This is a genomic window from Metabacillus niabensis (assembly GCF_020524345.1).
GTDB classification, from domain to species: Bacteria; Bacillota; Bacilli; order Bacillales; family Bacillaceae; genus Metabacillus; species Metabacillus niabensis_B.
Map to the genome: position 1 here is coordinate 1 of NZ_JAIVLH010000001.1, position 23,614 is coordinate 23,614.

The following is a 23,614-nucleotide window of genomic DNA, read 5'->3' on the forward strand; positions in this document are numbered from 1 at the left end:
ATCATCTGAACACCACCTAGAGTTTATATATTTATTTTAAATGAAAATAGCGAAGACTTCCTCGATAAAATCGAGAAAGCCTTCGCTTAAAACGATATAGAGACTTTTTCAGTGGCCTCTAATATATGTCTCTTTTTTTTTACTTCTTAACGTTTTACCAATAAGTATTATTAAAGCCCATTTTAAAAATATGCTTTTCAAGGATGAAAAAATGATCTATATTAACATATAATGTGTTATACTGATTAAAGTTAATTCATAATTAGTATAACACATATGAAGAGGGAGGATTTTTATTATGGTGACTAATATTGCAATAAATGGATTTGGTCGAATAGGGAGGATGGTTTTTCGACGAGCTATTTCAGAAGGGTTAAACATAAAAGCGATCAATGCAAGCTATCCCGCAGAAACGCTGGCACATTTAATTAATTATGATACAAATCATGGAGCTTTCGAGGGTAGTGTGATCGCTATGGACAATCATTTAGTTGTGAATGGGCATAAGGTGTTATTGTTGGATGAGAGGAATCCTGAAGAGCTTCCTTGGAAGCAGTTAAATATTGATATTGTTATTGAAGCAACAGGCAAATTTAATCATAAAGAAAAGGCAATGCTGCATGTGAATGCTGGAGCAAAAAAAGTGATACTAACAGCGCCGGGGAAGGATGAGGATATCACGATTGTTATGGGAGTAAATGAAGAAAATTATCATGCGAATGAGCATATAATTATATCAAATGCTTCGTGTACAACGAACTGTTTAGCCCCAGTTATAAAGATACTTGATGAGGAGTTTACAATAAGAAATGGTCTTATGACAACTGTTCATGCGTACACGAATGATCAAAGAAATATTGACAATCCGCATAAAGATCTAAGGAGAGCCAGGGCCTGCGGACAGTCCATCATTCCTACGACAACCGGTGCTGCAAAAGCTCTGGAACTGGTCTTGCCTCAAATGAAAGGTAAACTTCATGGTATGGCACTAAGAGTACCAACACCAAATGTTTCCCTGGTTGACTTGGTTGTTGATGTGGATAAATCTGTTACAGCAGAAGAAATCAACCATGCCTTTTTATCAGCATCACAAACTTCATTAAAAGGCATTCTTGACTATTCTACAGAGCCTCTCGTATCCGTTGATTATAATACAAATCCCTTTTCAGCAGTCGTCGATAGTTTATCAACCATGGTCATTGATCAACATAAAGTGAAAGTACTGGCGTGGTATGATAATGAATGGGGATACTCATGCAGAGTAGTTGATTTAACAAAAATGGTAGAAAAAAGTATGTCACAATTATTAGGTGTATGAGAAAGGAACGGATAATTAAGATTCCTACGGAAAAAGTAATAAATGCATGATCATGTTGTATGAAACCCTTTAACTAAGATATGACAAATAATTTTTCAAAAGTTTGTTGCAAAACATATACAAACAAAGTATACTATTTTTCGTGAACTTCTTATCAAAGCCAAGGTGTTAAGGCTACTTAAAGGGTTAGGACCTCTCTGGACTAACTTTCCCCCGTGGTAGTACACATACCATACGCGAAGAATTCATGTAAAAACTAGTTAAAGGGGGATCCATGAATATGGAAACAATGGGTAGACACGTAATCTCAGAATTATGGGGATGCGATTTTGATAAGTTAAATGACATGGATTACATTGAAAAAACATTTGTAAATGCGGCGTTAAAGTCAGGTGCAGAAATTAGAGAGGTTGCTTTCCACAAATTTGCTCCTCAAGGAGTAAGTGGAGTTGTTATCATCTCCGAGTCTCATTTAACCATTCATAGTTTCCCGGAGCATGGTTATGCAAGTATTGATGTTTACACTTGTGGTGATTTAGATCCAAATATTGCTGCAGACCACATTGCAGAGTCTTTAGGTGCACAAACACGTGAAAATATTGAAATACCAAGAGGTATGGGACCTGTACAAGTAAAGCAAGCGGAAGCGAAAGCTCTTTAATTTGAAACAAAACATTCAGAGGTGTAGATTAATTAATCTGCACCTCTTTTTATTATCGGAAAATTTCAGTATGATAGTAATAGAATAACTTTTCATACATAAAGGGAAAAATAAATAATAAAGGGGAATTCTAAAATGAGTTTTGTGAATAAAATAAAGGATTTTTTTAGCACGCATCAAGAAACAAGAGATAAACATTATAATCCAGACTTGCAAAGCCGTTATTATAAAACAACAAATAAAAAAGCGTTGCAGTCAGTAAAGGAATTAATTGAGCAAAACCCCGGGATGACAGTGACATCGGTATCAGAAGAACGTGGAGAAATGAGCGTGAACATTGAGCGCCCCAGAAAGGCATTTTTAATTGTAACGGTTATTTCTGTGCGTCCTTTTGAAACAGCTGTTGATCTGACTGCCACGACAAATACTGTGTTACCAACAGACTTTGGTTACAGTAAAAAAATCATTCTTGATTTATATAAGAAGCTTGATCAAAAAGAAACATTTGTTGGTGCAGGAAAAAGTGGAAAATAAAGACCTGGGTCATAAACCTGGATATGACGTATAGAAGGAGTTGGTCATATGAAATGTCCTTCGTGTCAGCATAATGGGACAAGGGTATTGGATTCTAGACCTGTAGATGAAGGTAGATCAATACGCAGACGCCGTGAATGTGAAGAGTGTCAATATCGTTTTACAACATTTGAAAAAGTCGAAGAATTTCCTTTAATTGTAGTGAAGAAAGAAGGAACAAGGGAAGAATTTAGTCGAGAGAAAATCTTAAGAGGTCTCATTAAAGCATGTGAAAAGAGACCTGTTCCTTTGCAAAAGCTTGAAGACATTGTTCATGAAATTGAGAAAGAGCTCAGAAATCAAGGTGTTTCTGAGGTTAACAGTGAATTAGTAGGCGAAATGGTAATGGATAGGCTGGCTAGAATAGATGAAGTTGCATATGTACGATTTGCATCAGTCTATAGACAGTTTAAAGATATAAATGTCTTTATTGAGGAATTAACAGATCTTATAAAGAAAGTAAGATAAGTGATGAAAGAGCTAATGGAGAGAAATCCTTCAGCTCTTTTTTCAGTCCGGGTGTTTTACAATAGGGATGAAAGGTTGAGGGGTATGGAACAGCATTGGAAAGAACTGCTTGCTATTGATCGATATACAGTTAAAAGTAAATCAGTTCTACAAGACTTGGATCGAAAAATCATGACATTACTTTATCAGCCGTTAATAGGTTCAAAATCTTTTAGTCTTTATATGACTTTATGGGGAGAATTAGAGCAAAATCGCATTTGGAGTGTTGAAACGACTCATCATAGTTTAATGACACTTATGCAAAGTAATTTGCGCGATATTTATCATGAACGAATAAAATTAGAAGGACTTGGATTGCTGAAAACATATCTAGATGAAGTTGATGGTGTGAAAAGATATGTATACGAGTTACAGACACCCATTCGACCTAATGAGTTTTTTCAAGATGGTGTATTAAATATTTATCTGTATAATCGTGTTGGGCGGAATAAGTTTTTACAACTAAAAAGGTTTTTTTCAGATGATCAAATGGAAGAGGGAATGAAGGAGATTACGAAATCGTTTGACGATGTGTTTGATTCCGTTCGCTCTGCAGAAATGATGGGAAGAGTAAATAAGGAAACAATGGATGATCTAACACTTGAAAATGAGAGAGAATACCTTCAATCAGATAGTCAGTCTACATTGGAAATATCAGATGCTTCATTTGACTTCGATTTATTTTTCTCCGGTTTATCAGATGCGCTTATTTCTCCAAAAGCTTTTACACCTCCTATAAAAGAGGTGATTAAAAAGCTGTCTTATCTATATGGAATTGGTGCAGTTGATATGAAAAATGTGGCCATGTCAAGTCTTGATCAGAATGATATGATAGATGTAGAATTGCTCAGAAAATCAGCGAGAGATTGGTATCAATTCCAAGTGGGAGATGAATTACCGAACCTTGTGGATAAGAAACAGCCTATTACGTTACGGTCAAAGTTTGACAAAAAACAGTTATCAAAAGAGGAAGAACTAATGGTTCAATTAGAAACCATTTCACCAAGACAATTTCTAACAGATGTTGCAGGAGGAGTCCCGCCTGCTGTGGGTGATTTGCAAATTATTGAAGAGGTCATGGTTCAACAAAAGCTTGAGCCGGGTGTTGTGAATGTATTGATTTATTACGTTATGCTGAAAACGGATATGAAGCTTACCAGAGCTTATGTTCAAAAAATTGCAAGTCATTGGACAAGAAAACAAGTTAAAACCGTGAAGGAAGCAATGGACTTAGCGAAACAGGAACATCGTCAGTATCAACAATGGGCAGAGGAAAAAACGACATCAAAGAAAAAAACTCAAAGTAAGAAAACACCAATTCGAAAAGAAATCCTTCCCGAATGGTTAAAAGATGACGAAGGTAATACAGACAAAGAAGAACTGCAACAAAACAAAGAGGGAGTAGAGCAATTCGAATTAGAAAAGAAGAAATTATTTGATCGGATAAAAAAATATAAGGATAATAAAAACGGTGAAATGAATGAAAGGAGGAATGAGTAGAATATGGAACATATGAGCAAATCATTAAAAAAATTAACGAGCAGACCTGATTTTAATGAACGATACAACGATTTAAAGAAACAGGTGTTAAATAATCCTGATGTACAAGCATTTATCACTAAGCACTCAACAGAAATTGAAGACGGGATGATTAACAGGAGTTTAATGAAGCTTTATGAATTTATTAATCAAAGCAAAAATTGTGAAATGTGTCCATCTCTGGCTGAATGCAAAAATTTATTGCAAGGCTATCATCCCCGTTTAATCATACAAGGTCGAATCATTGATATTCAATATGATAAATGCCCTACAAAAGAGCTTCAAGATGAAAGGAAAAAAAATGAGGCACTTATTAAAAGCATGTACATTCCTAAGGACATTCTTGAAGCACAGTTTGACAAGATCGACGTTGAGGTCGAGGAAACAAGCCGCCTTCAGGTTATTAGTATCGCTCAGGATTTTGTTGAAGCCTATAACAGTGGAAGGCATCCAAAAGGTATCTACTTGTACGGATCCTTCGGAGTCGGCAAAACATATATTTTAGGTGCTATCGCAAATGAACTTGCCTCACATAAAGTACCTTCAATGCTTGTTTATGTACCGGAATTTATGAGGGAGTTAAAGGGGTCGTTTCAGAATTCATCACTCGATGAAAAGCTGGATGCGGTGAAAAAAATACCGGTATTGATGCTGGATGATTTAGGTGCAGAATCTGTATCAAGCTGGGCACGTGATGAAGTTCTGGGAACAATTCTACAGTATCGAATGCTTGAAAATCTGCCCATTTTTATTTCATCAAATTTTAACCTGAAGCAACTTCAACATCATCTTTCCATTTCACAACGTGGAGAAGAAGAGCCGGTTAAAGCAGCAAGGATTATGGAACGGATAAAACATATGACCATTCCAATTGAACTGATCGGTAGAAACCGAAGAGGGTAATAACAGAGTTGTTTTTATAGATTAATTCTCGAATCGACTATCTCAAAACATGAGGTAGTCTTTTTTTCTAATGTAAGCCCATTTATTTACTTCTAAATAAGAAATCCCCCCCATATACATAGATTGAAGTGCTGGCAAATAGGGGGGACAAACATGCTTGAGATATTATTTGGGTCTCCGAAAGAGGCAAGGACGATGTATTCAATTTTTCGTTCAATATCTGAAACAGCTTTATCTGAGCTACAATTAGTAAACAATCAGTGTATAAAAATCACCCCGAAATCTTGGGATATCACACTAGAGCAATTTGTTATACCGGGTCTTACACAATTTATTATTTGTCATAAAGAGCAGCATTTGATTATGAACTTGCTAAAAGAATTTTATTATTTTTCAGATGAAGAGGAACAACAACAGATTTTACATATTACCCAATCTATAATTGAGGGAGAAAGGGAAGAAATCCCGAATGTGCAAAGATTAGCACCAAGAGAACACTTTGTAAAAGAAGCATTAGAGGATTTTTTGCGACCGGATTTATATTTCACCTATTCGTCCTTTCAAAAATTCCGATTACAAAAATACCTTAGTAGTTTAAGAGACTATGTGGAAATTGCGATTGAGGAATACAAGATGGAACAGGAATACCAAAATTTTATACAAAGTTTACGAGAATATTTATGTGAAAATGAAAGTAAAATCCCGAGGGTTCACCTTGTGTATGATAAAGAATATGTGATTTATTACGAAAACAAGTGTTTGATACCTGATGAGGATTTAAAGAGGTTAATTGATAAGGACTTTGTATACAAACATCCCATGTATATAGATACAAAGTTATTGGCGCCATTGGTGTCGATGGTTCCTGTAAAGATTTCTCTCTATGCAAATGATTCTCTAGATGGCATGATCCAGACAATCTTAAATATATTTGAAGAGAGAGTCACAATCCATCGGTTGGAGGATTTTTACAATTAAACATAGATGTAATTAAAAGTACATGTACATAATATAACTTAAATATCATCTTGATTTTATCAAAAAAACAATTTATAATACGTAATAATTGAACAAATGATCTGTCATGATAAGGACATGAGCTTGTTTGTACGGTTCCCAGAGAGGGAAGGAAATGCTGAAACCTTCCTAACACGATGAGCAAACTTACCACCTTTAAACTTCAGTTGTGAACAGTTATATTCTAACTTATTAATAGCTGACGGTTTTCCCGTTATCGATGTTGAGCCAAAGTCTTATTCAGCTTACTTATGAATGCATGAATGAGGATTTTTACAGACTTTGGGAACAAGGGTGGAACCACGATCCATTGACTAAGTTTATTAAACTCGTCCCTTTTGAGGGGGCGAGTTTTATTTATTTTTTTTGGAGCAAAACTTTGATGCTAAGGTTGTAATTAGTGTCGGTGTCTAGTTCCGAAGTACAGGAAGTATAAGTGCAGTCATGGCGATTGACGTCGCGTTCTTAATTGCTAGAGGCTGATCAAGGTGCTTCCACATTTCAAAAAAGGAGTGAACAAGGATGTCAGACGTTATAAAAATTGCGTTTCCAGACGGAGCTGTGAAGGAGTTTGCAAAAGGTACCACAACTGAAGATATTGCGGCATCCATTAGCCCTGGTTTAAAAAAGAAGTCACTTGCAGGGAAAATAGATGGACAATTAATTGATTTGCGTACACCAATTCAACAAGATGGTGCAATTGAACTTGTTACACAAGATAGTGATGAAGCTTTGGAGATTATGCGCCATTCAACAGCACATTTAATGGCACAAGCGATTAAACGTGTGTTTAAAGACCAACCCGTTAAACTGGGAATTGGACCGGTTATTGAAAATGGATTTTATTATGATATTGATATGGAACAGGCGATTACACCAGAAGATTTACCAATCATTGAAAAAGAAATGAAAAAAATTGTGAATGAAAATCTTGAAATTGTTCGTAAAGAAGTGAGTCGAGAAGAAGCACAGCGTCGTTACGAAGAAATCCAAGATCCTCTCAAAATAGAGCTTTTAGAAGCAATTCCAGAAGGTGAAGCTGTTTCTATTTATGAACAAGGAGAATTTTTTGATTTATGCCGTGGAGTCCATCTTCCTTCAACAGGTAAAATTAAAGAATTTAAATTATTAAGTGTTGCAGGTGCATACTGGCGTGGTGACAGTAAAAATAAAATGCTTCAACGTATTTACGGAACAGCGTTTTTCAAGAAAGCTGATTTAAATGAGCATCTTCGTATTTTGGAGGAAGCGAAAGAACGTGATCATCGTAAATTAGGGAAAGAACTCAGTCTTTTCACAACATCACAAAAAGTAGGTCAGGGCTTACCGTTATGGCTTCCAAAGGGTGCGACTATACGCCGTATTGTCGAGAGATACATCGTTGATAAGGAAGAAAGATTAGGCTACCAGCATGTTTATACACCTGTTTTGGCAAGTGTTGAATTATATAAAACATCAGGACACTGGCAACATTACCAAGAAGATATGTTCCCAATTATGGAAATGGATAATGAAGATTTAGTGCTTCGTCCAATGAACTGCCCACATCATATGATGATTTACAAAAATGATATTCACAGCTATCGCGAACTGCCAATTCGTATTGCTGAGCTTGGAATGATGCACCGCTATGAAATGTCAGGTGCGTTAACTGGTTTACAGCGTGTACGAGGAATGACGTTAAATGATGCTCATATCTTTGTGCGACCAGATCAAATTAAAGATGAGTTTATCCGTGTTGTTCGATTAATTGAGGCAGTTTACAAAGATTTCGGAATTGAAAACTATTCATTCAGATTGTCATACCGTGACCCGGAAGATAAAGAAAAATACTTTGATGATGATAGCATGTGGGAAAAAGCGCAAAGCATGTTAAAGGGTGCAATGGATGAATTAGGCCATGACTATTTTGAAGCAGAAGGTGAAGCGGCATTCTACGGACCAAAGCTGGATGTTCAAGTAAGAACAGCTCTTGGCAAGGATGAAACGTTATCAACTGTTCAATTAGACTTCTTACTTCCGGAACGCTTTGACTTGAATTATGTTGGAGAAGATGGAAAGCAACATCGTCCGGTTGTTATTCACCGTGGTGTTGTATCAACAATGGAGCGTTTTGTTGCATTCTTAATTGAAGAGTACAAAGGAGCCTTCCCGACTTGGTTAGCTCCGGTACAAGTTCAGGTTATTCCGGTTTCACCTGCTATTCATCTTGATTATGCGAAGAAGGTTCAGGAACAACTTCAAGAGGCAGGACTTCGTGTAGAGTTAGATTCACGAGATGAAAAGATTGGTTACAAAATTCGTGAATCACAAATTCAAAAAATACCTTATATGCTCGTTGTTGGAGATAATGAGATTGCTGAAAATGCAGTTAATGTTCGTAAGTATGGTGAACAAAAATCAGAAACAATCGCATTCGAGCAGTTTATTCAACACATTCAACAAGAAGTAAAAAGATCATAATGTGAGATTTTATTCAGTAGAGGTTGTTATGTGAAATCAAAAATAGTTATTGCAAGAAGGGAATTCTTCTGATAGAATTACATTTGTTGTTTTAAAAGTATATTATTTGCTTGCAAGATCTTTGTATAGATGGTATAATTCTCTAGGTAATTGAATAGTCTTATATTTTAACAAGCAGAAGCACCCGCTTCTCACCTGATTGACACATCCGTTTGTAGTTGGCAGGTAACGATGATATAGTTTACGTATACAATCGTAGTGTGGGTGTTTTGCATCCACACTTTTTTATTTGTTCCAAATAAAAAGACCAATATCTACAATGACGGTGTTAAGAATTACTATTCAGTTTTGATAAAACCTTGGAGGTGGCTAATTATTAGCAAAGATATGATGGTAAATGACGGAATCCGCGCACGTGAGGTTCGTCTAATCGGTGCCAACGGAGATCAGCTTGGAATTAAATCTCGCCAAGAGGCTTTAGAAATTGCGACAAGAGCTAACCTGGATTTAGTTTTAGTAGCTCCTAATGCAAAGCCTCCTGTCTGCCGCATCATGGATTACGGTAAATTTCGTTTTGAACAGCAAAAGAAAGACAAAGAAGCTCGTAAGAATCAAAAAATCATCAATCTTAAAGAGGTCCGCTTAAGTCCTACAATTGATGAGCATGACTTTAACACTAAGCTTCGAAATGCACGCAAATTCCTTGAAAAGGGCGATAAAGTAAAAGCTTCTATCCGCTTCAAAGGACGTGCAATTACACATAAAGGAATCGGTCAAAAGGTGCTTGATCGCTTCTCAGCAGAATGTGCAGATTTAAGTACAATTGAATCACATCCAAAAATGGATGGTCGCAGCATGTTCTTAGTTCTAGCACCGAAAAATGAAAAGCAATAATCCCTTAAGGAGGAATACCTTATGCCAAAAATGAAAACTCACCGTGGAGCTGCTAAGCGTTTCAAAAGAACAGGCTCTGGTAAACTTAAACGTTCACATGCTTACACAAGCCACTTATTCGCTAACAAATCTACTAAAGCAAAACGTAAATTACGTAAATCAACTGTAGTAAGCAAAGGCGATTTCAAACGTATTCGTCATTTATTAGACAATATTAAATAATTCGGACCATCGTAATATAGGAGGGAATTTACATGCCAAGAGTAAAAGGCGGTATCGTTTCACGTAAACGTCGTAAAAAAGTTTTAAAATTAGCTAAAGGTTATTTCGGTTCTAAACATAGATTATACAAAGTTGCAAATCAACAAGTGATGAAATCATGGATGTATGCATACCGTGATCGTCGTCAAAAGAAACGTGATTTCCGTAAATTATGGATCACACGTATCAATGCAGCTGCTCGTGTTAATGGTCTTTCTTACAGCCGTTTAATGCACGGATTAAAGCTTGCTGGTATCGAAGTGAACCGTAAAATGCTTGCTGACTTAGCTATTGCTGATGAAAAAGCATTTGCTCAATTAGCAGATGCTGCTAAAGCACAGCTTAACAAATAATGGAACGGTATAAGAGCTGACTCTAAGTAGATAGAGTCAGCTCTTTTTCATATCAAGGTGATTTTAGGTAATATACATACAGAAAGGAAGTGAATAGAATGCTTTATGCATTCGTCTATTATCTATTAGTAAACATGATTTGCTTCTTATTAATGGCCTCAGATAAAAAGCGCGCTGTTAGGGGAGAGTGGCGCATAAAAGAATCAACACTATGGTTATTTGCTCTCTTGGGGGGAGCCATCGGCGGTTATATTGGGATGAAAGTTTATCGTCATAAAACAAAACATACATCTTTTATTGTTTTCTTTCCACTTATTGCAGTTGGACACATTATATTTTTAGTTAATATAGCAAATTCTTTGGCATAAACGTAAAATCCTCCCGTACAATGGAATCAATACGACTTTCATCTATGGATTACAACTTAGAAAGCGGTGATGACTATTCAACTGGCCACTTCTACCGTGTTGACCGTCATTCAAACGACAGGCTTTTTTGCGCCAATTGCTTTTATTATGTTTCATATGATCAGGCAGTTTTTGTTTCTTCCTGTTGCGGTCGTTTGTATAGCTGGAGGAATTTTATTTGGTGCACAACTAGGATCAGTGTATTCAATCATTGGATTAACAGGCTCGAGCATTACCTTTTATTTCGTTACAAAAATCTTTCCTAAACTGTTGGAGCGCTTAATGAAAATGAAGGAAAAATGGTTAGGAACTTATACGAATTTTTCTTTTATTCAAATTATGATATTAAGAATGATCCCTTTTATCAACTTTTCGCTTATTTCGTTATGCATTTTAGACAAAGCCAAAACATTTGGACGTTATACAAAACTATCTTTTCTCACACATATCCCTTCAACTCTTTTGTTTACGTTTTTAGGAGCATCAATTCAGACTTTACCTCCTGTTGTATTAATTGGGATTGTGATCACCTTATTTATTCTTATCTATTATTTTAGAGAAAAACAAGTATTGATTAAGTGGAATGACTTTTTTATAAGGGAAAAAGCATGATAAAAACGTAGAAAGTTGATGATTTGATGGTAAAAAAGAAAGTTCTCCTTGATACAGATATTGGTGGCGATATTGATGATGCACTTTGCTTGGCGTATTTATTAAGTCAGCCTCTATGTGATCTAGTGGGAATCACAACAATAGGCGGGGAAGTCGAAAAAAGAGCAATGATAGCAGATGCCATATGTAAAGCAGCTGGAATGAGCATTCCTATTGCAGCAGGTGCAGACTATACGCTAATGCCAAGCTCACTATATCCAACACCAGATGGAGCAAAACACCTGGCAAATTGGCCTCATGAAAAATCATTTGTGAAAAACAAAGCTGTTGATTTTATGAGGCAAACGATTCGTGAAAATCCCAATGAAATTTCGCTATTAGCCGTAGGTCATTTAACAAACATTGCTTTATTATTTTTGTCGGATCCAGAGATACCGAAGCTCCTAAAAGAACTCCATATCATGAGTGGTGTTTTTTCAAAAGAATTGGAGAAAAACATGGAAATGCCAATATCAAATTGGAACTCTTGGGTAGATCCACAAGCAGCAGCGGTAGTTTATCAAACTGATGTTCCTGTTCATACTACCTTTGGTCTTAATGTTACTACCCAATTAGTTCTTAAAAAGAATGAAAAAGAAGAGTTATTTTCTACCCCGCTCATGGAAGCTGTGGAAGACTTTGGCTCACCATGGCTGCAATCAAATGATATGACTTTTCATGATCCTCTTGCCGCTGCTTGTTTATTTGATCCACAGATTTGTGACTATCAACAAGGATCTATCGAAGTTGAGGTTGAAAAAGAGGAACAACTCGGGATGATGGAGTTTCAACAAAGAGTTGACGGAAAAAGAAACATTGCCATACGGGTTGATCGAGAGAAATTCTTCGATCATTATTATCATGTTGTTCTTAATTCTATGTGAGGAAGAGCTTGAGATGGAGTATCTCAAGCTCTTCTTTTAATTCTGACTTTTTTTCAAAATCAATTCCTTGATCGGACTTTTCCAATCTACCTTACTATGAGGATAGCGTAATTTCACTTGTTCTTGAATATGTTCGAAATCCTCAAACGTCAGACCCTGTAACTCATTTGTTGATTTTGACCATATAAAGATCGAGACAACTTCAAATGAGTTTGTTGTTGTTCCTAAATATTTTTCTCCTTCAAATAATGCACCTTTGTACGTAAGTAAAAAGTTTTTCCTAACGTTATCTTTTTCATCAAGAAAATAATACTGCTTTTGTTCATGTGCTAATTCGAGCTTTCGTTTTGGATTAAATAAAAACTTAATTCCTGTATAAAGAAGAAAGACAATCAAGACGATTAACAACAAACGTAATAAAATGACAATCATCGTAAAACCCCTCCTGAGGGCAATTTTTCTTATATACGATTGAGAGATGGAAAAGGTTCCAAGTTTTTTTAAAAATTTGTTATAATTTTCTTAGTGAAAATTGTTGGAGGAATACTTTATGAATTTTACCGTACTATTTAACATGCAACAGGAATTAGATGCAAAAATACAAGCGCAACATAATCTTGAGGATGAGAATCTGGTTGATCGAAAAATACTTGCTTTATTAGTTGAAATTGGTGAGTTGGCAAATGAAACCAGGTGCTTTAAATTTTGGAGTCTAAAGCCGCCTGCACATACTGATATCATATTAGAAGAATATGTAGATGGTATCCACTTTATCTTGTCCTTAGGGTTAGAATTGAATATAGATATTTCGATGAACTTCGAAGACCGAGAATCAAGTGCAACCTTAACTGAGCAATTTTTAATTGTCTATGAAAACGTATCGGCATTTAAACACGAATCATCTTTGTCTACCTACAAAAACATGTTTGAGGAATATTTATTACTCGGGAAATTATTAGGTTTTACTTCACTACAAATAGAAAAAGCATACATATTAAAAAATGAAGTGAATCACAAACGACAACAACAAGGATACTAAGAAGGGAGTTATTTTCTTTCTATAGATCCTTTATTGTATAATAAACATGATTGTTAATTGAAGGAGGCCTACATAAATGACGAAGCTAGATGAAACATTAACAATGCTAAAAGACTTAACAGATGCAAAAGGAATTCCAGGTAATGAACGCGAAGTACGCGATGTTATGAAAAAATACATATCTCCATTTTCTGATGAAGTTGTAACGGATAACTTAGGAAGCTTAATTGCTAAAAAGGTAGGACAAGAAAACGGTCCCAAAGTAATGATAGCTGGTCACTTAGATGAAGTTGGATTTATGGTGACACAAATCGATGATAAAGGTTTTCTTCGATTCCAAACCGTTGGGGGCTGGTGGTCACAAGTTATGTTGGCACAACGTGTAACCATTGTCACTAGAAAAGGTGAGGTTACTGGAGTAATCGGTTCTAAGCCTCCACATATTTTACCTCCTGAAGCTCGTAAAAAGCCTGTGGAGATTAAAGATATGTTTATTGATATCGGTGCATCCAGCCGTGAAGAGGCGATGGAATTTGGTGTCATGCCTGGTGATCAAATTGTTCCTTATTTTGAATTCACAGTGATGAAAAATGAGAAAATGCTTCTCGCGAAAGCTTGGGACAACCGAATTGGCTGTGCTATCGCGATTGATGTTTTAAAAGCATTAAAAGGTACAGATCATCCGAATGTGGTTTATGGTGTAGGAACTGTTCAAGAAGAAGTTGGCTTACGAGGTGCCCGTACTTCTGCCAATATGATTCAGCCTGATATCGCTTTTGGCGTAGATGTTGGTATTGCTGGTGATACGCCTGGTATCTCTGACAAGGAAGCTTCTAGTAAAATGGGAGAAGGTCCACAAATTATTCTATATGATGCTTCCATGGTTTCGCATAAAGGCTTAAGGGATTTAGTGACAGATACTGCTGATGAACTGAACATACCGTATCAATTTGATGCAATTGCTGGAGGCGGTACAGATTCAGGTGCTATTCATATATCTGCAAATGGTGTTCCGGCATTATCGATTACAATCGCTACTCGTTATATCCATTCGCATGCAGCAATGTTACACCGTGATGATTATGAAAATGCTGTTAAGCTTATAGCAGAAGTAATTAAACGATTAGATCGTGAAACAGTAAATAAAATTACTTTCGATTAAAAAATGCTGGGGGAATTCCCCAGCATTTTTTTACTGTACATTTTTATTAAGGCCTTGCTCCAGTGTTGTTAACATTTCTTTTTTATCACCTTCATTTGCATTCTGCCATATGACTTCAAAGAGGACTCCTAAACCTGGCAGCATTTTTTCTTCACCGCTTTGAATGGCATCCACAATGGTGTCTTGTAGTTGATCTTGAGTATTTCCTGAAACATTTGAGATAACCGCATGACGAAGGTTTAAATTCACTGTATTACACTCCTTTTAAAAGTAGTCGCAGCTAAAAATCTAGTTTGTGAAGATGATGACTAGATAACCGCTTTTAATGATAGAATTTGTTAATTACGTAAGAATTATGTATGATTGGAAAGAGAAATTGGAATAGTTCAAAAAGGGAGTATGAAAGTGGAGCGAATTGAATCAGTTAAAAATCCAAAAGTGAAACAATGGAAGAAGCTACATACAAAAAAAGAGCGTGAAAATACCGGTACATTTATAATTGAAGGCATTCACTTAGTTGAAGAGGCTTTAAAAAATAAAGAAATGATCAAAATACTTATTGTTTCAGAAGAAATAAGTTTGCCACATACCTGGGATGTCGATAATATTAGAATGACTTTTGTTACGAAAGAGGTCATGAAAGCAATTAGTGATACAGAGGCTCCACAAGGAGTGGCAGCCATTTGTGAGTTTCAGACAACTTACACACCTGAAAAGTGGACAAAAGTGTTATTATTAGATAGTGTTCAAGATCCTGGTAACTTGGGAACGATTATTCGTACAGCTGACGCAGCTGGAATAGACGGGGTGATTTTAGGTGAAGGAACAGTTGATCACTTTAATTCTAAAGTGATTCGCTCCAGTCAAGGTTCATTATTTCATTTGCCAATCGTAAAAGGCAGTCTAGATGAGTGGCTCAATGTGTATAAGAACAACAATATTCCTGTCTATGGCACATCTTTGCAAAATGGAGTAAGTTACAAAGAAGTTCCAGAAGCTGACCAGTTTTGTCTCCTCTTAGGAAACGAAGGCAGTGGTGTAAATAAAGATTTATTAGATCAAGCAACTAAAAATCTGTACATTCCTATTTATGGTGGAGCAGAATCATTAAATGTTGCAATTGCTGCAGGTATTCTTCTTTACCATTTGCGAAAATAGGCAGGTTGCGGGAACTTATTGTTTTGATTATAATAAGATAGACATTACATATATGAAACAAAACGATGACAGAGACTAGTAATTTACAGTTCGTCCATTCAGGGAGAAAATGCCGGGACTGAAAGCATTTTTTGGATAGAAGTGAATGAATTCACCTCTCGAGTTGACACTTAGACCGTCAAATAGACGTAAAGGTGTTCCGGTTTTTACCGTTATGGAAATGAAGTGAGTTATACTTAGGACAAAATCAAAGTATAGCTAACGAGGGTGGTAACGCGATTTCAACTCGTCCCTTTTATGGGGCGGGTTTTTTATTTTGCAAAAAAACCGCTACTAAGGTTTTAAATAAAGGAGGAAAAACAAAATGCAGGAGCAATTAAAACAGCTTCAACAAGAGGCGCTTGAAAAAGTGGAACAAGCGCAGGATTTAAAAGCATTAAATGATATTCGTGTCGCTTACTTAGGGAAAAAGGGACCAATTACAGAAGTACTAAGAGGGATGGGGAAGCTTTCAGCTGAAGAACGTCCTGTTATGGGTGCACTTGCAAATGAAGTAAGAGAAGCTATTGCAACATCTATTTCAAGCAAGCAGGAGCATTTAGAACAACTTGCTGTTGAACAAAAATTAGCAACAGAAACGATCGATGTAACATTGCCTGGTCGTCCTGTAAAAGTTGGTAATCATCATCCGATTACGGCCGTTATTGAAGAAATTGAAGATTTATTCCTTGGAATGGGCTATCAAATTGCAGAAGGTCCTGAAGTTGAAACAGATTATTATAACTTTGAAGCATTAAATCTTCCAAAAGGACATCCGGCACGTGATATGCAGGATTCTTTCTACATTACAGAGGAATTGCTTCTCCGTACACACACTTCACCTGTTCAGGCTAGAACAATGGAAAAACATGAAGGAAAAGGGCCTGTTAAAGTTATTTGTCCTGGCAAGGTATATCGACGTGATAACGATGATGCGACACACTCGCATCAGTTCACACAGATTGAAGGACTTGTTGTTGATGAAAATATCAGCATGAGTGATTTAAAAGGTACACTTGAAGTATTTGCTAAAAAGATGTTCGGTGAAGAACGTGAAATTCGCCTTCGTCCTAGCTTTTTCCCATTTACAGAGCCTTCAGTAGAGGTTGATGTATCCTGCTTCTCATGTGGTGGAAAAGGATGTAATGTGTGTAAAGGCACAGGCTGGATTGAAATTCTTGGAGCTGGAATGGTGCATCCAAATGTACTTGAAATGGCTGGCTTTGATTCTAAGAAATACAGCGGATTTGCTTTTGGAATGGGACCTGAACGTATCGCAATGCTAAAATACGGAATTGATGATATCCGTCATTTCTATACAGATGATGTACGATTCTTAAAACAATTTAAACGAGCGTAAAAAGGAGGATATAATAATATGTTTGTTTCATATAAATGGTTAGCAGAATATGTTGACCTGTCAGGAATCACACCTGATGAGTTAGCTGAAAAAATTACACGTAGCGGAATTGAAGTAGAAGGTGTTGACGTTTTAAACGATGGCATAAAAGGCGTTGTCATTGGTCACGTCGTTGAAAAAGAGCAACATCCAGATGCAGATAAATTAAATAAGTGTCAAGTTGATCTGGGGAACGGTGAGCTTACACAAATTATTTGCGGTGCCAAAAATGTAGACAAAGGTCAGAAAGTTGCAGTTGCCACTGTAGGTGCAGTTTTACCTGGTAACTTTAAAATAAAAAAAGCAAAGCTTCGTGGGGAAGTTTCAAATGGAATGATTTGTTCCCTTCAGGAGCTTGGTATTGAGTCGAAGCTAGTTGCGAAAGAATATTCAGAAGGAATTTTCGTATTCCCAAATGATGTAGAAGTAGGGGCAGATGCACTAGAAAAGCTGAATCTAGATGATGCTGTACTTGAGCTTGGATTAACTCCAAACCGTGCAGACGCATTAAGTATGCTTGGTGTTGCTCATGAAGTAGCTGCAATATTAGGTCGTGAAGTGAAATATCCAGAAATCTCATATCAAAATTCTTCAGAAAAAGCATCAGATGTAGTTGATGTAAAAGTAGATGCACCGGAAGATAATCCATTATACATTGCGAAGGTCATTAAAAACGTAACGATTGCACCATCACCTTTATGGATGCAAACACGCCTAATGGCAGCCGGTATTCGTCCTCATAATAATGTGGTTGATATTACAAACTTCGTTTTATTAGAATATGGTCAGCCTCTTCATGCATTTGACTATGATCGGTTAGGATCTAAGGAAATCCTAGTTCGACGTGCACAAGATGGCGAAAACATAGTTACACTTGATGATCAGGAACGAACACTTACTTCCGAACATTTAGTGATTACAAATGGAACTGAACCTGTTGCATTAGCGGGTGTTATGGGTGGAGCAAACTCAGAGGTTCAATCTGACACAAAAACCGTTTTATTGGAATCTGCATTATTTAATGGGGGTCGTATTCGTACAGCTTCAAAAGATCATGGCTTACGTAGTGAAGCAAGTGCACGTTATGAAAAGGGAGTTGATCTTAATCGTGTCCCTGCAGCTGCAGAGAGAGCTGCACAATTAATCTCACTATATGCCGGTGGAGAAGTGTTGGAAGGAAATGTAGAAGTTCGTAATGCTTCTTTTGAGCCAAAAACAGTAAGAACAACGGTTGAAAAAGTGAATCGAGTTCTTGGTATGGATATTTCAGCAGAAGAAATGAAATCCATTCTTGAGCGTCTTCAATTTGAAGTAGTTCTTGATAATACGACATTATCAGTAAAAGTTCCGACTCGCCGTGGTGATATTACGATCGAAGAAGATCTTGTAGAAGAGATTGCAAGACTTTACGGATATGATAATATTCCGACAACATTACCTATTGGTCAAGCAATTCCAGGAAAGCTAACAGAGTACCAGGAAAAACGCCGAAAAGTTCGCCGCTACTTAGAAGGAACTGGCCTTTATCAAGCGATTACTTATTCTCTTTCTAGTGAAGAAAAAGCAGCGAAATTCGCTTTGGAAACGGCTGAACTAACAAGACTTGCTCTACCTATGAGTGAGGAACGCAGTGTATTACGATTAAGTTTGCTTCCACATTTATTAGATGCATTACGTTACAATCTTGCTCGCCAAATTGATCAGGTAGCATTATATGAAATTGGTTCAGTATTCCTTTCACAAGGCAAAGATGTTCAACCACTTGAAAAAGAACGCCTATCAGGCGCTATTACAGGATTATGGCATTCTCACTCTTGGCAAGCTGAGAAAAAGCCTGTAGATTTCTATGTAGCAAAAGGTATTTTAGATGGCCTTGTCGATTTATTGGGATTAACCTCTCAAGTTGAATACAAGCAAGCGAAGCGCGAGGGGATGCATCCAGGGCGTACAGCTGAGCTTTATCTTGGTGAAAAGCTTGTTGGTTTTGTAGGACAGGTACATCCAACTGTTCAGAAAGAATTAGACCTAACTGAAACATATGTGTTTGAACTGTCATTAGTAGATTTATTAACAACTAATGTAGAGGAAACACGTTATGAAAGCATTCCACGTTATCCTTCCATCACAAGAGATATCGCATTAGTTGTGAATAAGGAAGTTGTAGCAGGTGAGATTGAGAAAGTCATCACTGCAGCAGGCGGCAAAATGCTAAAAGAAGTAGCTGTATTTGACCTTTATGAAGGTGATCGTCTTGAAGAAGGTAAAAAATCAGTTGCATTCTCATTACGTTACTTTGATCCGGAACGTACTTTAACAGACGAAGATGTTACCAAGACACATCAGAAAGTTTTAGATGCTGTAGAAGAGAAGATTGGTGCAACTTTAAGAGGATAATATAATGAAAAAACGAATCACTTTGATGTGATTCGTTTTTTTGCGTGAGTGAAAATGTCGTAAGTTGTCGAACGGTAGATAAATCCTGAAAATCGACGATAAAAACTCAAAAATCGAAGATGAATTTTCATAATCGTAGATAAAACCACAGAATCGAAGATAAATCTAATCTTTTGCTACTTCCTGGCAATTTTATTTGCTTTTTCCGTATTGGCAAAATGCTTTTTTGTGATAGATGTTAAAAACTCACTGCCTTTTTTCTGAATGATCTTTGCTGCTGCAATATCTACTTGTGCACCAGCACCTTTTGGAATGATTACTCCAGCTTTTTGTGATAACTTATCAAATTCCTGAATAAATGAATAACGTGCGATAATGGAGGCAGCTGCAACCGCAAGGTGAATACCTTCAGCTTTAGTTGAGAAATAGATATTTTCTTTATATACTTTTTTTCCTTGAAGATGCCTAAAATAAACACCAGGTTCTGCAAATTGATCAATTAACAGGCCATCAGGCTTTTCTGGTTCAATTTTCTTGAGTAGATGATTAATAGCCTGGTTATGTAAAAGAGCTTTTATTTTTCCTTGTGACATGCCTTGCTGTTGAAGTTCATTATATTTTTCATTATGTAATACAAGCAGGCTATAAGGAATGGTTTGAATCAAATCTTTTGCGATTTCACAAATCTGAGGATCTTTTAGATTCTTCGAGTCTTTCACACCTAATTCTTTCAAAAGGTCAATTTGATTACTCTTAACATATGCTGCAACGACTGTTATCGGTCCAAAAAAATCTCCTGTACCAACTTCATCAGATCCAAGGATAGACAAGCTTGATATATTTGCTGGTGGTTGATAACCATTTGGTGCTTTTGCTAGAGAAGGCTGCTTTTTTATTGTTGGCGCAGCAGTTCCCCATTGTGCTGCCTCTGATTCAGCTGAATTTCCCTGGAAAAGTACTTTTCCAGATTTGTATGCAGTAATTGTACAGCCATTGACTTTTGCAGAAAAAACTGCTCCAGGTGGAGTTTTTTCTATTTTATTTTTGGTATAATAACTTTCCATTTTGTTTATTTGTTCAGGCCCTACTTTTATAACGGAATTCGCCAATTTTTACACCCTTTCTAAATAAAAACTAACTATGAATTTTTTGCATTTGTTCAAAAAATTGTCCTTCTTCCCATATGATAAAGCTTCATGTTATGATATAAATTAGGATTTGCAGGAAATGGAGGATTTATCGTTGTCAAAACGTCCTAAGTCTAAAACAACAGTAGACATATATGGTCAACAATTTTCAATTATTGGTTCTGAAAGCACAAGCCATATTCGAGCTGTTGCTGCAATGGTTGATGATAAAATGAGAGAGATTAATAGTAAAAACCCGTCTCTTGATATAAATAAATTGGCAGTGTTAACAGCTGTTAACGTTGTCCATGATTATTTAAAGCTAAAAGAAGAGTATGAAAAACTCGAGAAACAATTATTTGAAAAGGATTGAAGCTGAAATATGCTAGATTTTGTTTTGTTTATTATTCTATTATTCGGAATATTGGTCGGCTTAAAACGTGGTTTTATTCTACAGTTTATCCACTTAGCCGGGTTTATCATTTCTTATATTGTAGCATACCAATATTTTGATGAACTTGCACCAAAATTAAAGCTGTGGGTTCCTTACCCGGTATCAGGTGAAGGTCCAACAATATTAACACTACTCAGTGGTGATGACCTTGAGGGTGCTTATTACCGAGCTGTTGCATTTGTATTATTATTCATTGGGACAAAAATAGTTATGCAGATAATTGGATCAATGCTGGACTTTGTGGCACTTCTCCCCATTTTAAAGCAATTAAATAGGGCTGCCGGATCAATACTTGGATTTTTAGAGTCATATCTTGTTTTATTCATTATCCTTTTTATAGCAGCACTTATTCCAATGGAACAAATTCAAAGTGCTTTAGACCATTCGGTATTAGCAAATCTTATTGTGAACCACACACCTTATTTTTCTGATAAAGTAAATGAACTTTGGATTCAATACATGTCTTAAAAGAGGCTGACTTAAAAAGGGTAATTCCTTCATCACTCGTATATATTGACTACATCCAAGTTTTGTAGAATATATAATGGTGCAGGTGGACGTACTCTTAGTTTAAGTCAGTCTCTTTTTCCGACTACCGTAAGAAGTGACGTAAAATTGTACTTTTTCGTAAATATTTGTATCATTTTTATAGAAAGTGCTAGATAAAGAGGTGGAATAAATGAACATTCATAAAAAAGATGTTATCCGATTATTAGAAAAGATTGCTGTTTTAATGGAATTAAAAGGGGAAAATCCTTTTAAGATATCTGCGTTTCGAAAAGCAGCTAACGCTTTAGAAGTGGATGATAGAAGCTTAGCTTTAATTGATGATTTTACGAAAATTCCCGGTATAGGAAAAGGGACTTCAGCTGTCATTAAAGAATTTGTCGAAACGGAAAAATCAGAAGTTCTTGAGCAATTACAGGAGGAAGTACCTGCAGGTCTTCTCCCTTTATTAAAACTGCCAGGTTTAGGTGGTAAAAAGATTGCAAAGCTATATAAGGAATTACACATCGATAGTGTTGAAGCGCTTAAAATAGCCTGTGAAGAAAATAAAATACAAAGTTTAGCGGGATTTGGAAAAAAATCAGAAGAAAAGATTTTAGCTGCAATTGAAGAAATGGGAAGTCGTCCAGAACGCTTACCAATTTCATTTATGCTTCCAATTGCACAGGAAATTGAGTCATATCTTGAGAAATGTAAGGATATTGAAAGCTACTCACGAGCTGGCAGTCTGAGACGTATGCGTGAAACAATTAAAGATTTAGATTTTATTATATCGACAAATGAACCCAAGCATGTAAGGGACCAACTGTTGAACATACCAAATATTTCGGATGTTATCGCAAGCGGTGATACAAAGGTGTCTGTCCAGCTTACATATGACTATGAGGTAAGTGTAGATTTTAGACTAGTTAAACCAGCGGAATTTGCCACGACTCTGCATCATTTCACAGGATCGAAGGATCATAATGTCAGAATGAGACAGCTTGCGAAAGACCGTGGAGAAAAGATTAGTGAGTATGGAGTAGAAAATGTTGCGACAAATGAAATGAAAACATTTGAAACAGAAGAGGAATTTTATCAGTATTTTAATCTTCCTCATTTCTCTCCAGAAATTAGAGAAGATGGAACAGAGGTTGATTCTTTCCATCATGACATCAAGCTTGTACGCTTGGAGGATATAAAAGGAGATCTTCATATGCACTCTACATGGAGTGATGGAGCTTTTACTATTCGCGAAATGGTTGAAGCGTGTCGCAAAAAAGGGTATCGTTATATCGCCATTACGGACCATTCCCAATATTTAAAGGTAGCAAATGGATTAACACCTGAGAGACTAAGAGCTCAACGACAGGAAATAGATGCCTTAAACGAAGAATATGATGATATTACAATTCTTGCCGGAGTTGAGATGGATATTTTGCCTGATGCTACATTGGATTATGATGACGAATTGCTAGCCGAGATGGATCTTGTAATTGCCTCCATTCATTCAAGTTTTTCTCAATCACAGGAAGTGATTATGGAACGATTAAAAACAGCATTACATAATCATCATGTTGACATCATAGCACATCCAACTGGTCGAATCATCGGCAAACGAAAAGGTTATGATGTAAACATAGATTTGCTAATTCAACTTGCAAAGGAAACAGACACAGCATTAGAGTTAAATGCGAACCCTCAGCGTTTAGACTTGAGTGCAGAACATATTCGCAAAGCCCAAGAAGCGGGTGTGAAAGTTGTCATTAATACAGATGCACATAATATAGAAATGTTAGATGATATGGGTATTGGTATTTCTACAGCCAAAAAAGGCTGGATTGAACGTGATACGGTTATTAATACATGGGACATTGACCAGCTAAAAGCATTTTTAAACAGACATCATAAGGAATAGCAAACTA

At 36.4% G+C, this 23,614-nt stretch carries 25 protein-coding genes and 2 other annotated features; of the genes, 22 read left to right on the forward strand and 3 right to left on the reverse strand.

What is annotated here, in order from left to right; genetic code table 11:
* The first annotated feature begins 298 nt into the window (after positions 1-298).
* The 14 genes from LC095_RS00005 to LC095_RS00070 all read left to right on the forward strand — a co-directional run bounded on the left by LC095_RS00005 (position 299) and on the right by LC095_RS00070 (position 12,431).
* The gene (locus LC095_RS00005) at positions 299-1,318 is read left to right on the forward strand and encodes a glyceraldehyde-3-phosphate dehydrogenase (protein WP_226526262.1); all 1,020 of its coding nucleotides are present in this window, start codon (positions 299-301) and stop codon (positions 1,316-1,318) included.
* Positions 1,319-1,598: 280 nt separating this feature from the next.
* Positions 1,599-1,979 (forward strand): adenosylmethionine decarboxylase, encoded by a 381-nt coding sequence (gene speD / locus LC095_RS00010; protein ID WP_026560846.1) that lies wholly within the window; start codon positions 1,599-1,601, stop codon positions 1,977-1,979.
* 135 nt (positions 1,980-2,114) lie between these two features.
* Positions 2,115-2,513: a cytosolic protein gene (locus tag LC095_RS00015; protein ID WP_226526263.1), complete on the forward strand. Its 399-nt coding sequence runs from the start codon at positions 2,115-2,117 to the stop codon at positions 2,511-2,513.
* Between the two features lie 48 nt (positions 2,514-2,561).
* Positions 2,562-3,020 (forward strand): transcriptional regulator NrdR, encoded by a 459-nt coding sequence (nrdR, locus tag LC095_RS00020; RefSeq protein ID WP_026560848.1) that lies wholly within the window; start codon positions 2,562-2,564, stop codon positions 3,018-3,020.
* Positions 3,021-3,104: 84 nt separating this feature from the next.
* The gene (locus tag LC095_RS00025; RefSeq protein WP_226526264.1) at positions 3,105-4,559 is read left to right on the forward strand and encodes a replication initiation and membrane attachment family protein; all 1,455 of its coding nucleotides are present in this window, start codon (positions 3,105-3,107) and stop codon (positions 4,557-4,559) included.
* Between the two features lie 3 nt (positions 4,560-4,562).
* Positions 4,563-5,501 (forward strand): primosomal protein DnaI, encoded by a 939-nt coding sequence (gene dnaI / locus LC095_RS00030; protein WP_226526265.1) that lies wholly within the window; start codon positions 4,563-4,565, stop codon positions 5,499-5,501.
* A 153-nt stretch (positions 5,502-5,654) separates the two neighbouring features.
* A complete protein-coding gene (gene ytxC, locus LC095_RS00035) occupies positions 5,655-6,479 on the forward strand; it encodes a putative sporulation protein YtxC (RefSeq protein WP_226526266.1) in 825 nt (274 codons plus the stop codon).
* Positions 6,480-7,040: 561 nt separating this feature from the next.
* A complete protein-coding gene (gene thrS, locus LC095_RS00040) occupies positions 7,041-8,981 on the forward strand; it encodes a threonine--tRNA ligase (RefSeq protein WP_226526267.1) in 1,941 nt (646 codons plus the stop codon).
* Between the two features lie 166 nt (positions 8,982-9,147).
* Positions 9,148-9,274, forward strand: a sequence feature (ribosomal protein L20 leader region).
* A gap of 79 nt (positions 9,275-9,353) precedes the next feature.
* On the forward strand, positions 9,354-9,875 hold the full coding sequence (infC, locus tag LC095_RS00045) for a translation initiation factor IF-3 (protein WP_169908260.1): 522 nt from the start codon (positions 9,354-9,356) through the stop codon (positions 9,873-9,875).
* A 21-nt stretch (positions 9,876-9,896) separates the two neighbouring features.
* A complete protein-coding gene (gene rpmI / locus LC095_RS00050) occupies positions 9,897-10,097 on the forward strand; it encodes a 50S ribosomal protein L35 (protein WP_026560853.1) in 201 nt (66 codons plus the stop codon).
* 32 nt (positions 10,098-10,129) lie between these two features.
* Positions 10,130-10,489, forward strand: coding sequence for a 50S ribosomal protein L20 (gene rplT, locus LC095_RS00055; protein ID WP_026560854.1), 360 nt, complete (start codon positions 10,130-10,132; stop codon positions 10,487-10,489).
* Between the two features lie 98 nt (positions 10,490-10,587).
* Positions 10,588-10,857: a DUF1294 domain-containing protein gene (locus LC095_RS00060; protein WP_226526268.1), complete on the forward strand. Its 270-nt coding sequence runs from the start codon at positions 10,588-10,590 to the stop codon at positions 10,855-10,857.
* Between the two features lie 69 nt (positions 10,858-10,926).
* The gene (locus tag LC095_RS00065; RefSeq protein ID WP_226526269.1) at positions 10,927-11,508 is read left to right on the forward strand and encodes a TVP38/TMEM64 family protein; all 582 of its coding nucleotides are present in this window, start codon (positions 10,927-10,929) and stop codon (positions 11,506-11,508) included.
* Positions 11,509-11,534: 26 nt separating this feature from the next.
* The gene (locus LC095_RS00070; RefSeq protein WP_226526270.1) at positions 11,535-12,431 is read left to right on the forward strand and encodes a nucleoside hydrolase; all 897 of its coding nucleotides are present in this window, start codon (positions 11,535-11,537) and stop codon (positions 12,429-12,431) included.
* Between the two features lie 36 nt (positions 12,432-12,467).
* Here LC095_RS00070 and LC095_RS00075 read toward each other — a convergent pair whose 3' ends face one another.
* Positions 12,468-12,863 (reverse strand): sigma-w pathway protein ysdB, encoded by a 396-nt coding sequence (locus LC095_RS00075; RefSeq protein WP_226526271.1) that lies wholly within the window; start codon positions 12,861-12,863, stop codon positions 12,468-12,470.
* A 118-nt stretch (positions 12,864-12,981) separates the two neighbouring features.
* Here LC095_RS00075 and LC095_RS00080 point away from each other — a divergent pair, with 118 nt between their 5' ends.
* A complete protein-coding gene (locus LC095_RS00080) occupies positions 12,982-13,470 on the forward strand; it encodes a dUTP diphosphatase (protein WP_226526272.1) in 489 nt (162 codons plus the stop codon).
* Positions 13,471-13,546: 76 nt separating this feature from the next.
* Positions 13,547-14,632 carry a M42 family metallopeptidase gene (locus LC095_RS00085; RefSeq protein WP_226526273.1) on the forward strand — a complete coding sequence of 362 codons (1,086 nt, stop codon included), beginning with the start codon at positions 13,547-13,549 and terminating at the stop codon, positions 14,630-14,632.
* A 30-nt stretch (positions 14,633-14,662) separates the two neighbouring features.
* On the opposite strand, the gene sspI is transcribed toward LC095_RS00085, so the two are convergent.
* Positions 14,663-14,881, reverse strand: a complete 219-nt coding sequence (gene sspI / locus LC095_RS00090) for a small acid-soluble spore protein SspI (RefSeq protein WP_078432509.1) — start codon at positions 14,879-14,881, stop codon at positions 14,663-14,665.
* 156 nt (positions 14,882-15,037) lie between these two features.
* Here sspI and LC095_RS00095 point away from each other — a divergent pair, with 156 nt between their 5' ends.
* From LC095_RS00095 to pheT, 3 genes are all read left to right on the forward strand, one after another.
* Entirely contained in the window at positions 15,038-15,790 is a 753-nt protein-coding gene (locus tag LC095_RS00095) for a TrmH family RNA methyltransferase (protein ID WP_226526274.1), read from the forward strand.
* Between the two features lie 56 nt (positions 15,791-15,846).
* Positions 15,847-16,087 (forward strand) — a binding site (T-box leader).
* A gap of 67 nt (positions 16,088-16,154) precedes the next feature.
* On the forward strand, positions 16,155-17,189 hold the full coding sequence (pheS, locus tag LC095_RS00100) for a phenylalanine--tRNA ligase subunit alpha (protein WP_226526275.1): 1,035 nt from the start codon (positions 16,155-16,157) through the stop codon (positions 17,187-17,189).
* Positions 17,190-17,207: 18 nt separating this feature from the next.
* The gene (pheT, locus tag LC095_RS00105; RefSeq protein ID WP_226526276.1) at positions 17,208-19,622 is read left to right on the forward strand and encodes a phenylalanine--tRNA ligase subunit beta; all 2,415 of its coding nucleotides are present in this window, start codon (positions 17,208-17,210) and stop codon (positions 19,620-19,622) included.
* Positions 19,623-19,798: 176 nt separating this feature from the next.
* Here pheT and rnhC read toward each other — a convergent pair whose 3' ends face one another.
* Positions 19,799-20,731, reverse strand: coding sequence for a ribonuclease HIII (gene rnhC / locus LC095_RS00110; RefSeq protein WP_226526277.1), 933 nt, complete (start codon positions 20,729-20,731; stop codon positions 19,799-19,801).
* Between the two features lie 118 nt (positions 20,732-20,849).
* On the opposite strand from rnhC, the gene zapA reads away from it, so the two are divergent.
* From zapA to polX, 3 genes are all read left to right on the forward strand, one after another.
* Positions 20,850-21,122 carry a cell division protein ZapA gene (gene zapA, locus LC095_RS00115; protein WP_372496314.1) on the forward strand — a complete coding sequence of 91 codons (273 nt, stop codon included), beginning with the start codon at positions 20,850-20,852 and terminating at the stop codon, positions 21,120-21,122.
* 9 nt (positions 21,123-21,131) lie between these two features.
* The gene (locus tag LC095_RS00120; RefSeq protein ID WP_226526278.1) at positions 21,132-21,671 is read left to right on the forward strand and encodes a CvpA family protein; all 540 of its coding nucleotides are present in this window, start codon (positions 21,132-21,134) and stop codon (positions 21,669-21,671) included.
* A gap of 211 nt (positions 21,672-21,882) precedes the next feature.
* Positions 21,883-23,607, forward strand: coding sequence for a DNA polymerase/3'-5' exonuclease PolX (gene polX, locus LC095_RS00125; protein ID WP_226526279.1), 1,725 nt, complete (start codon positions 21,883-21,885; stop codon positions 23,605-23,607).
* The last annotated feature ends 7 nt before the right edge of the window (positions 23,608-23,614 follow it).